Here is a 9,248-nt window from a genome sequence, read left to right as displayed (position 1 = left end):
GTCTGTCTCCGCGAGCCAACCTCTGTGATTTTGGACTCGCGGAGAGGTACCCCTCATCCGGCGCTTCGCGCCACCTTATCCCACAAGGGGAGAAGGAAGGCGCACGCCGAGTTCGTCCCTCACTCCCTGAAGAACGCCAGCAGGTCCGCGTTGATGGTCTCGGCATGCGTGGTCGGCATGCCGTGCGGGAAGCCCTTGTAGGTCTTCAGGGTGCCCTTCTTCAGCAGCTTGGCCGAGAGCGGAGCGGAATCGGCGTAAGGCACGATTTGGTCGTCGTCGCCGTGCATCACCAGCACGGGCACGTTGATCTTCTTGAGGTCCTCGGTGAAGTCGGTCTGCGAGAACGCGACGATGCCGTCGTAATGCGCTTTCGCGCCGCCCATCATGCCCTGGCGCCACCAGTTCTGGATCACCGCTTCCGACGGCTTTGCGCCGGGACGGTTGTAGCCGTAGAACGGGCCGGTGGGGAGATCGCGATAGAATTGCGTGCGGCTGGCGGCGAGCTGCTTCTGCAGATCGTCGAACACGCTCTTCGGCAGGCCGCCGGGATTGGCTGCCGTCTGCACCATAAGCGGCGGCACCGCGGAGAGGATCGCGGCCTTTGCCACCTGGCTCTCGCCGTGGCGCGCGATGTAGTGCACGACCTCGCCGCCGCCGGTGGAATGGCCGACATGGATGGCGTTCTTGAGGTCGAGATGCGCGGTGACGGCCGCGAGATCGTCGGCGTAATGATCCATGTCGTGACCGTCAGCGACCTGCGACGAGCGGCCATGGCCGCGGCGGTCATGGGCGACGACGCGGTAGCCGTTGTTGACGAAGAAAATCATCTGGGCGTCCCAGTCGTCGGACGACAGCGGCCAGCCATGGCTGAACACGATCGGCTGTCCGCTGCCCCAATCCTTGTAGAAGATCTCGACGCCGTCCTTGGTGGTGATGATGGGCATGATCGCTCTCTTTCAATGAAGTTCAATTGCGTTGCGCGTGAACAGGCACGCACCGACGTTGCGCAGATAGTCGCGCGAGATCCCGAATGCGACGCCTTGCATCAACCGGGATGTTGAGAATCGTGTGATCAGGCAAACGCCATCGGCTTGAAACGACGCCAGGCGCCGACGGTGAGCACGACGAAAAACACCAGCACGATGCCCTGCACCACCGCGAACACCGGTCCCGACGGCGGCGCGGGCGCCACGGCCGGAGCCAGCGCGGCGAGCGCCGGAACTTTAAGGAACGACTGGATCACCAGCACGAAGACGTTGAAATAGAGCGAGATCATCGCGGTCACGACATAGACCGGACGCCAGACCCCTTTGAGCTTCATGCCGTACAGCGCCACGCAGGCGATCGCGAGCAGCACCAGCGAGATGATGCCGATGATGTGCGACGGCAGCAGCTTCTCGAACGGAAACAGGAAGCCGGTAGCGCTGGTCAGGATCGTGAACAAAAGGAAAATCGCGGTCAGTCCCGGCATCGACTTCGAGCCGAGCAGGCCGAACATCACGACGAGGCCGGCGGCGATGGCGATCAGGCTGATGATGACATGGACCATCGTGAAGGCGGGCAGGCTCAAGCCAAGCACCATGACATCTCTCCTGCTCTGCAATTAGATTCAGGAGAGTAGTATTACGGCCCTCATGGGATTGCCACCTGCGTTGACGTCACAGGCACGTGCGCAGCCATGCGTCAACGTGCGATTCGACAAACGCATGGCTGAATTTTTTGCACCGCTGGCACAAACGACAGCAGGCTGTTGTTTGTGCCCGGATGGAGCGCAGCGTAATCCGGGGTTCTCGCGTGTGGATGGCGCTGTCCCGGATTGCGCTGCGCTCCATCCGGGCTACGAGCTCTCAGGTTTCGACGAAAGTCGAATCGTGTCTCACACTTCCTTGGTGTCGAAGATCAGGAGATCGGCACCGCCGCTCGCAAATTTCGGCACGTCACCCGCGGCCGCCTTGCCTGCTTCACTGCCGAAGGCTTTCTGGATGTCGCCCACGCTGTCGAAGGTGAGAATGGCGACGAGATGAACTCCCGACGGTCCCGCGGGGGAGCCGACCGCGCCCGTGCTGACCGCGTACTTCTTCAAGCCGGGAAGCTTCTTGGCGAGCGGAATGTGGGTCTCGGCATAATGCTTGTCGAAGGCGGCAGCGTCCTTGGGCGTCTTGTAGAGCACGACGAGTTCGGCCATTTAGTCCTCCCTTTTGAATCTTTGTTCTTCCACGCGCGATTGGCTTCGCGACGACCGGATAGTCCGTGGGACACGGCAAGATGGCAAGCCACATTCGACTTGCCATTCGATTGTCTTGTCCTTGATTATAGCGCCGGTTTTGCGGCGTCGCCGAGATAGCCGTGCAGGGAGGCCACGACCTGGGCGCCCTCGCCGATGGCGCCGCCGACGCGCTTGACCGAGCCGGAGCGGACGTCGCCGACGGCATAGACGCCGGGCACCGAGGTCTCCAGCGGCGCCACCAGCCGGCCCTGGTTCTGCTCGGACTGCGCGCCCGTGACGACGAAGCCGCCGCGATCGAGCGTCACGCCGCAGCCGTCCAGCCAGGAGGTGGCGGGATCGGCACCGACGAACAGGAACAGATTGCGGATGTCGGCAGAATCCTCGTCATCGGACAGCCGGCTCTTCCAGCGGATGCGCCGCAGCAGCGCGGCCTCGTCACCCTCGAGCGCACTGATTTCGGTGTTGAACATCAATTCGATGTTCGGCGTCGCTTCGATGCGCTCGATGAGATAGCGCGACATGCTTGCTCCTAAGCCGCCGCCGCGGATGATCATCAGCACCTTCTTGGCATGCCCCGACAGGAACACGGCCGCCTGGCCGGCCGAATTGCCGGCACCGACCAGAGCCACCTCCTCGCCCGCGCACAGCCGTGCCTCCACCGGCGAGGCCCAGTACCAGACGCCGCGTCCCTCGAATTTGTCGAGGTTCGCGATGTCAGGCCGGCGATAGCGCGCGCCGCTCGCGACCACCACCGCACGCGAGCGCAAGGGATCGCAGCCGTCGAGCGACACCGCAAACGCGCCGTCCTTGCGCGTGCAATCGAGCGATTTCACCGTGACCGGAATCATGATGTCGGCGCCGAATTTCTGGGCCTGGGTGAAAGCGCGTGCGGTCAGCGCCTGGCCGGAGATGCCGGTCGGAAAGCCCAGATAATTCTCGATGCGCGCGGAGGCGCCGGCCTGGCCGCCGAAGGCGCGGATGTCGAGCACGGCGACGGACAATCCTTCGGACGCCGCGTACACGGCGGTGGCGAGCCCGGCCGGTCCACAGCCGACGACCGCCACGTCGTAGATGCGGCCGTCCTTGGCCCCGCCGATCATGCCGATGGCGCGCGCCAGCTCGGTCTCGTTGGGATTGCGCAGCACCGCGCCGCTCGCGGCGACGACCAGCGGCCAGTCTTCCGGCTTCGGCGAATAGCGCGCGATCACCTCTGCGGCGTCGCGATCGCGCGCGGGATCGAGCAGATGATGCGGCTGGCCGTTGCGGGTAAGGAAGCCCTGCAACCGCACCACGCCGGCGGAGTTCGACGGTCCGATCAGCACCGGACCGCCGATGCCGCCCTGGAGCAGATTGACCCGGCGCAGGATCAGCGCGCGCATGATGCGCTCGCCGAGCTCGGCCTCGGCGACCAGCAGTGCGCGCAACCGGTCCGGCGGCAGCAGCAGTGTTTCGACATCGCCCTCGGCGCGGCCGTCGACCAGCGCCGGCTGCCCGGAGAGCTGGCTGAGCTCGGCCAGAAATTGCCCAGGCCCCTGGTCGATGACAGGCGTGACATGACCGAGCCCGTCGCGCTGGGTGATGGCGACATGACCCTTCAGCACCACGAACATGCCGGGCCCCGGCTTGCCGGTCTCGAACAGGAACTCGCCGTCGGCGTAATTGCGGACCTCGCCGAAGTGCCTGATCCGTTCGATCTCGGCCGGCGTCAGCGTCGGAAAGGTCTGCTCGGGGCGCGTGAAGCGCGACATCAGCGCCTCACCGCCGGTTGGCTGCTGTCCGTTCTGCCCCATTGTCATTCTCGCTCGTTCCAATGTCTCAGCTGCCGGCCTTGCCGGCGGTCCCCTCATTTAGGGAACCATCTTCGTTCTGCGAGGGCTCCGCGCTTGTGGCGCGTTCGCGCGCTTGCAGCTTCCGCCGCTTGAGGTTTTCGCGCAGCGCCGATTTCAGGCGCTCGTCGCGGGACGACTTCGCCTGTCTCGTGCTCTTGTCGTTCTCGTCGGTCATTGCGGGTCCGATACTACCATCGCGATAACTTGCCCAGAGAATGCGGCAGCTCAAGAGGTCCCGCGCGATCCGATCGTGCGAAAGTCGAAATGGACCGAATCCGCGCCCTTGGCCACCTGACCAGTTGGCCGGGGATGAGCCGAGTGCGAATCGGCGGAACGACGGCGGTTTCGAGCGAAACCGACCAATTTGGCCCCGATATCGGCCCGATTTTCTCGCTCTGACGGGCCAAGCGAGCTTGCACAGGAGGGGGGCTTGTGGCAGATATCGGCCCGCTTGGTAGGCCCCTCGGGCGCCCGATTCTTCACCAGCACATGCTGCCGTAGCTCAGTGGTAGAGCACTCCATTGGTAATGGAGAGGTCGACAGTTCAATCCTGTCTGGCAGCACCATTCTCCCCCGATTGAAGCGAGCTCAAGCAAGCCTTCTTTTTGAAACAGGCCTTGCGACTGGCCAGCGAGCCTGCAACCTGCACGGATGCCATCGTGATCAAACGTTCCCTGCCCTATGAAGGACTGCTCCACGAGATCGTCGAGCATAACGGCGTGCTCTATCTCGGCGGCATCGTCCCTGAAGATGCGGGGCTCGACATGGCCGGCCAGGCCGACGACGTGCTGCGACAGTTGAAGACCTTGCTCGAGGGCGCCGGCTCCGATCTCTCCTGCGTCCTGCAGGTGACCATCTTCATGGCCGATCTTTCCGACAAGGCGTCGTTCAACGAGGTATGGAAGCGCTATTTCACCGCGGACCATCTGCCCGCGCGCGCCGCCGTCGGCGTTGCTGATCTCGGCAAGGGCGTCAGGCTGGAGCTGACGGCGACCGCCGCCCGTCGCTGATGGGCGACAGCGGCGAGCGCGAACACTCCGTCATTCTGATATCCACACATGGCGCAGCGTTCTCGCGGCTTGAAGCGCCCGAGTTTTGCTCGTTTCCTTGACCCTCTTCTGTGAAGAGGGCGCAGGGAAGGCCGGGTGCCGACAGGCACCCGCGGTCCGCTGCGCGAAATGCACACGCAGGAAGAACCGCACAGCAGCATACAGGTGACGCCGATCACTCGGCCTTCCCGCGATGGTCGGACGGCTTATGCCGTGCTCTCCCGGGAGCCGAACTTTCCTTTGGCCTCCCTCGCCGTTCGAATTGGATGATGCCGTCCACCCGGTTGGGCTCGCGCACATCTTCGATCCGGCTTGACCGTAGCAACGACGGCCAGGACCACACGGTTTTGCCGTACGCACGGCCCGCCATTTCACCCGCAGTATTCCCGGCCCTGTCGACGAAGCCGGAAACTTACAGACGAGACGAAGCCTAGCAGCGCCGTCGTCCGCACGCGGGGTTCAGGCTCACAGGGACTACCCGCCCTGCCCGCCCCATCTCGTGCCGACGCTGCCGCGTCCACCGCAAGCCCGGCTCGCGATCAAGACGACCTCGAGATCGCCCCTCTTCAGTGAGCCGGGGTGGACGACACATACGCCAAAACCGAATTTCGGTAAAGTGGAATATTTTTGCGGCAGGGGCTTGACGGGTTTGGGTGTTTTGCCCGACGGGCCGCGGTGGCGCGGCGCAGGTAAGGTTAATTGTTCCTTTCGATTGTCGGTAAAATTCTATCTATTATCGTCTTGGCCGTGGATGATGAACCAGGGGCTTCGATAGTGCTTGCGTTTTGCCTGATCGTGATTGGGACTGCGTTGCTTCTCTCCGGCATCGTCGCCTTCGGCTTTCACCGAAACTCGCTGCACTCGATGGCGTTGCTGTAGCCGGATCGGGTCGCCGGCCCGCGGGATGGGTGCGAGCGGCTCGTGTGCCGTCGCGCGCAGTTCGTAGGATGGGTAGAGCGCAGCGAAACCCATCAAGTCGTGCGGCGCGACGAGAAGCGATGGGTTTCGCTGCGCTCTACCCATCCTACGCATCATCGATTGTCGTTATCCGCCGCGTGCCTCGCAAACCGCTCGTCCGCGCGCCTTAGCCTTCGGCACAGTTCGCGGTTGATGTTCTGCAGGACGATCACGTAGGCGTGGATGTCGGACTTGTAGCAGGCGTAGAGATTCTTCGCGGTGAGCTCGTACAGCACCGTCGGGGCCTCTGCGACCACCGTGGCGGAGCGGTTCTGCATTTCGATCAGCGTCATCTCGCCGAAGAAATCACCGGGCTGCAGAACGGAAATCGTGATGGCGCTTCCCGCATTCGCCCGCTTGCTCACCGCGAGGCGGCCGGACTTGACGATGAACATCGAACGTCCCGGCTCGCCTTCCGCCACGACGGTCTCGTTGGCCTCGAAACGGCGCTCGGCCAGCATCGACGTCAGGAGATCGAGGCTTCCGTCGGAAAGGCCGCCGAAGAACGGCGTCGCGAGCAGGAACGTTTTCAGATCGGCGGCAGTGACGGTCATGGAGCGAGGTTACGCCCGGTCGCCAGCAGCGACAAGTTGAGCGACGTAGCCCGGATGGAGCGCAGCGCAATCCGGGGCTGTCAGCCGCGGGTACAGCCTTCCCGGATTACGCTTGCGCTCCATCCGGGCTACGGGCTGTCCCCGCGCAGCGTCCGTCGCTTTCGCCAGACCTGCAGATCAATCATGACCTTTGCGGTCGCCGCGACGACCAGCACGCACAGCGCCGCTTTCGAGATCGTCTCCATCGTGCCCTCGATCAAAAGACAATGGACCACGCTGCCGGCGACGATGACGAGCGCCAGCGGCATGTGAATGAAGCGCCAGGTGCGCGGGCGCAGCTCGAAGCGACGGCGCAGGGACGCCAGCAGCGCGACAATGAAGATGGCCCACATCGCGGTGACGCCGAAAGGAGAGAACGGCGTCGGCGAGGTGTAGGTCAGGGCGTCGATCATGTCGGGCGGGCTGGTGATCCAGAGGCCGGCGACGTGGATCGCCACGGCCAGCACCAGCGCGCCACCGATCCAGTGGTGGGCCCGCCGCCCGCGATAGGCCGACAGCGGCGCCAGATAGCCGCCGATCAGCAGCGGCTGCACCAGCACCAGGCCGAGCGCAACGATGCCGGCAAATCCGGCGAGGATGTAGAGCGGACCGCGCCATGCCAGTTGCTCGCTCGTTGCCGCAAGCGCGATCGGCACGCCGATGGCCACGGCAAGGGCGATCCAGATCAGGATCACCCGCGGCGATCTCCACCTCATCATCCGCCGGCCCGGTTAGGCCGGCTGCAGCACGAAATGCGCCTCGAGACTGGTTTCCTTGGCGCTGCGCATCACCGGCCGCAGGAACACCGTCTTGAACTCACCACTGTCATAGGCGAGGTGGCCGTGCGGCTGGCCGAAGATCGGAATAATCTGCGGCATCTCCAGCCGGAACTTACCGTCCTTGTCGGTGAGCGTGGCGCCGTGGCTCTGCGGCTCGTGCTCCTGGCCTTCGACCGTGTGCGCCCAGATCTGGATGCGCTGGCCGGCGAGCGGCGCGCCGTCGCCGGCACGGCGCACGGTGCCGCTCATCCAGAAGCCGCCCTTGCCGATGCGGTCCACGATCGCCGCGCCCTTGCGGTAGTTATTCGCGCCGCCCGACATCGTTTCGGTCGGCGCAAGGCCGTCGGCGCGGGCCGGCAGCAGCAGGCCGGGGACGCCCGATACCAAGACGCCGGTTGCGAGGACGGAGCCGCCCGCAGCGAGCAGGCTTCGGCGGTTGAATACGACCTCGGTCATGTCCGGTTCCTCCTCGCAACCGTGGGGCTGCTGCCGCAGGCTACAACAACAGGCGCAAAACGCCCAGTTGCGACGAAGGGCGCCTAAGGTCGCAATAACAGTGTTGTGAACGGAGGCGCGAGCCACCCGAACAGCTATGGAGGATGCGTCACGCGGCGCGAAACCCATCAAGGCCTTGCCTGATGACGAGCAGAATGGGGTTCGCAAGTGCTCTACCCATCCTCCGCGCCGACACTACATGTGGTCACACAGCCTCCTCCCGCCGGACCTCCCCCATGATCCCGTTCTCCGTGCTCGACCTCGCGCCGATTTGCCAGGGCTCCAACGCCTCACAGGCGTTCCGAAATTCGCTCGATCTGGCGCAGCATGCGGAAGGCTGGGGCTTCAAGCGGTTCTGGCTCGCCGAGCACCACAACATGACGGGGATCGCGAGCGCGGCGACGTCGGTGGTGATCGGCCACATCGCCGGTGGCACGACAACCATCCGCGTCGGCTCCGGCGGCATCATGCTGCCGAACCACTCGCCGCTGGTCATCGCCGAGCAGTTCGGCACGCTGGACTCGCTGTATCCGGGGCGGATCGATCTCGGGCTCGGCCGCGCGCCCGGCACCGACCAGTTCACCGCACGGGCGCTGCGGCGCGACCTTGCCAGCTCGTCCGAGAATTTTCCGCAAGACGTGCTGGAGCTGCAGGCGCTGCTCGGCGACGTGCAACCGAACCAGGCGATCCGCGCCGTGCCCGGCATGGGGACCAAAGTGCCGCTGTGGATTTTGGGATCGAGCACGTTTGGCGCGCAGCTCGCCGCGATGCTTGGCCTGCCGTTCGCCTTCGCCTCGCATTTCGCGCCGCAGATGATGATGCCGGCGCTGCGCGAATATCGTGCGCGTTTCGAGCCATCGGCGCAGCTCGACAAGCCCTATGCGATGATCGGCGTCAACGTGTTCGCGGCGGATACCGACGAAGCGGCGCGGCGCATGTTCTCCTCGCTGCAGCAGCAATTCATCAATCTGCGCCGCGGCACGCCAGGCCCGCTGCCGCCGCCGGTCGACGACATGGACGCGCTGTGGTCGCCGGCCGAGAAGGCGATGGTGGGGCAGTCGCTGTCCGTCTCCGCGGTGGGCTCGCCGGCCGTGGTGGAAGAGAAGCTGAGGGCGCTGATCGCCGAGACCGGCGCGGACGAATTGATGACGACGGGGCAGATCTACGATCACGCCGCCCGGCTGCGCTCGTTCGAGATCGCGGCCGAGGTGCGGGAGAGGTTGGGGGTGCAGCCGGTGGTGTGAGAAGGCCCGATGTTGCGTCGATGAAGGTGCGCTCCCTCCCCCGCTCGCGGGGGAGGGTTGGGGAGAGGGTGCCTC

General features: G+C 64.8%; 11 protein-coding genes and 1 tRNA gene. 4 read left to right on the top strand and 8 right to left on the bottom strand.

The genetic code is table 11. The features are described 5' to 3' along the window. Positions 1–119 precede the first annotated feature (119 nt). The 5 genes from SE92_RS26735 to SE92_RS26715 all read right to left on the bottom strand — a co-directional run bounded on the left by SE92_RS26735 (position 120) and on the right by SE92_RS26715 (position 4,231). Complete coding sequence (locus SE92_RS26735) at positions 120–944, bottom strand: alpha/beta fold hydrolase (protein ID WP_063200144.1); 825 nt, start codon at positions 942–944, stop codon at positions 120–122. Between the two features lie 128 nt (positions 945–1,072). Next, positions 1,073–1,582 carry a hypothetical protein gene (locus SE92_RS26730; RefSeq protein WP_063200141.1) on the bottom strand — a complete coding sequence of 170 codons (510 nt, stop codon included), beginning with the start codon at positions 1,580–1,582 and terminating at the stop codon, positions 1,073–1,075. Between the two features lie 294 nt (positions 1,583–1,876). Continuing rightward, the gene (locus tag SE92_RS26725; protein ID WP_063200138.1) at positions 1,877–2,185 is read right to left on the bottom strand and encodes an EthD family reductase; all 309 of its coding nucleotides are present in this window, start codon (positions 2,183–2,185) and stop codon (positions 1,877–1,879) included. A 125-nt stretch (positions 2,186–2,310) separates the two neighbouring features. Next, the gene (locus SE92_RS26720) at positions 2,311–4,023 is read right to left on the bottom strand and encodes an FAD-dependent oxidoreductase (RefSeq protein WP_198172792.1); all 1,713 of its coding nucleotides are present in this window, start codon (positions 4,021–4,023) and stop codon (positions 2,311–2,313) included. A gap of 19 nt (positions 4,024–4,042) precedes the next feature. Then, positions 4,043–4,231: a hypothetical protein gene (locus SE92_RS26715; protein WP_063200131.1), complete on the bottom strand. Its 189-nt coding sequence runs from the start codon at positions 4,229–4,231 to the stop codon at positions 4,043–4,045. Positions 4,232–4,547: 316 nt separating this feature from the next. Here SE92_RS26715 and SE92_RS26710 point away from each other — a divergent pair. From SE92_RS26710 to SE92_RS36110, 3 genes are all read left to right on the top strand, one after another. Beyond that, positions 4,548–4,622: transfer RNA gene (locus tag SE92_RS26710), tRNA-Thr, on the top strand. 93 nt (positions 4,623–4,715) lie between these two features. After that, complete coding sequence (locus tag SE92_RS26705; RefSeq protein ID WP_084251979.1) at positions 4,716–5,066, top strand: RidA family protein; 351 nt, start codon at positions 4,716–4,718, stop codon at positions 5,064–5,066. Between the two features lie 738 nt (positions 5,067–5,804). After that, the gene (locus SE92_RS36110; RefSeq protein WP_157095692.1) at positions 5,805–5,984 is read left to right on the top strand and encodes a hypothetical protein; all 180 of its coding nucleotides are present in this window, start codon (positions 5,805–5,807) and stop codon (positions 5,982–5,984) included. Between the two features lie 152 nt (positions 5,985–6,136). Here SE92_RS36110 and SE92_RS26700 read toward each other — a convergent pair whose 3' ends face one another. The 3 genes from SE92_RS26700 to SE92_RS26690 all read right to left on the bottom strand — a co-directional run bounded on the left by SE92_RS26700 (position 6,137) and on the right by SE92_RS26690 (position 7,890). Then, the gene (locus SE92_RS26700; RefSeq protein WP_063200128.1) at positions 6,137–6,616 is read right to left on the bottom strand and encodes a Crp/Fnr family transcriptional regulator; all 480 of its coding nucleotides are present in this window, start codon (positions 6,614–6,616) and stop codon (positions 6,137–6,139) included. 128 nt (positions 6,617–6,744) lie between these two features. Then, on the bottom strand, positions 6,745–7,374 hold the full coding sequence (locus SE92_RS26695; RefSeq protein ID WP_063200125.1) for a ferric reductase-like transmembrane domain-containing protein: 630 nt from the start codon (positions 7,372–7,374) through the stop codon (positions 6,745–6,747). Between the two features lie 12 nt (positions 7,375–7,386). Then, complete coding sequence (locus tag SE92_RS26690; protein WP_063200123.1) at positions 7,387–7,890, bottom strand: peptidase associated/transthyretin-like domain-containing protein; 504 nt, start codon at positions 7,888–7,890, stop codon at positions 7,387–7,389. A gap of 275 nt (positions 7,891–8,165) precedes the next feature. Here SE92_RS26690 and SE92_RS26685 point away from each other — a divergent pair, with 275 nt between their 5' ends. After that, positions 8,166–9,173 carry an LLM class flavin-dependent oxidoreductase gene (locus SE92_RS26685; RefSeq protein ID WP_063200120.1) on the top strand — a complete coding sequence of 336 codons (1,008 nt, stop codon included), beginning with the start codon at positions 8,166–8,168 and terminating at the stop codon, positions 9,171–9,173. Positions 9,174–9,248: the final 75 nt, after the last annotated feature.

The sequence above is a fragment of the Bradyrhizobium sp. AT1 genome (assembly GCF_001590795.1).
Classification (GTDB): Bacteria; Pseudomonadota; Alphaproteobacteria; order Rhizobiales; family Xanthobacteraceae; genus Bradyrhizobium.
This window is presented reverse-complemented; position numbering and strand designations above follow the sequence as displayed.

Coding starts and splice junctions, on each gene's coding strand:
- SE92_RS26735 (WP_063200144.1), bottom strand. CDS start 944: ATGCCCATCATCACCACCAAGGACGGCGTCGAGATCTTCTACAAGGAT.
- SE92_RS26730 (WP_063200141.1), bottom strand. CDS start 1,582: ATGGTGCTTGGCTTGAGCCTGCCCGCCTTCACGATGGTCCATGTCATC.
- SE92_RS26725 (WP_063200138.1), bottom strand. CDS start 2,185: ATGGCCGAACTCGTCGTGCTCTACAAGACGCCCAAGGACGCTGCCGCC.
- SE92_RS26720 (WP_198172792.1), bottom strand. CDS start 4,023: ATGACAATGGGGCAGAACGGACAGCAGCCAACCGGCGGTGAGGCGCTG.
- SE92_RS26715 (WP_063200131.1), bottom strand. CDS start 4,231: ATGACCGACGAGAACGACAAGAGCACGAGACAGGCGAAGTCGTCCCGC.
- SE92_RS26700 (WP_063200128.1), bottom strand. CDS start 6,616: ATGACCGTCACTGCCGCCGATCTGAAAACGTTCCTGCTCGCGACGCCG.
- SE92_RS26695 (WP_063200125.1), bottom strand. CDS start 7,374: ATGATGAGGTGGAGATCGCCGCGGGTGATCCTGATCTGGATCGCCCTT.
- SE92_RS26690 (WP_063200123.1), bottom strand. CDS start 7,890: ATGACCGAGGTCGTATTCAACCGCCGAAGCCTGCTCGCTGCGGGCGGC.
- SE92_RS26685 (WP_063200120.1), top strand. CDS start 8,166: ATGATCCCGTTCTCCGTGCTCGACCTCGCGCCGATTTGCCAGGGCTCC.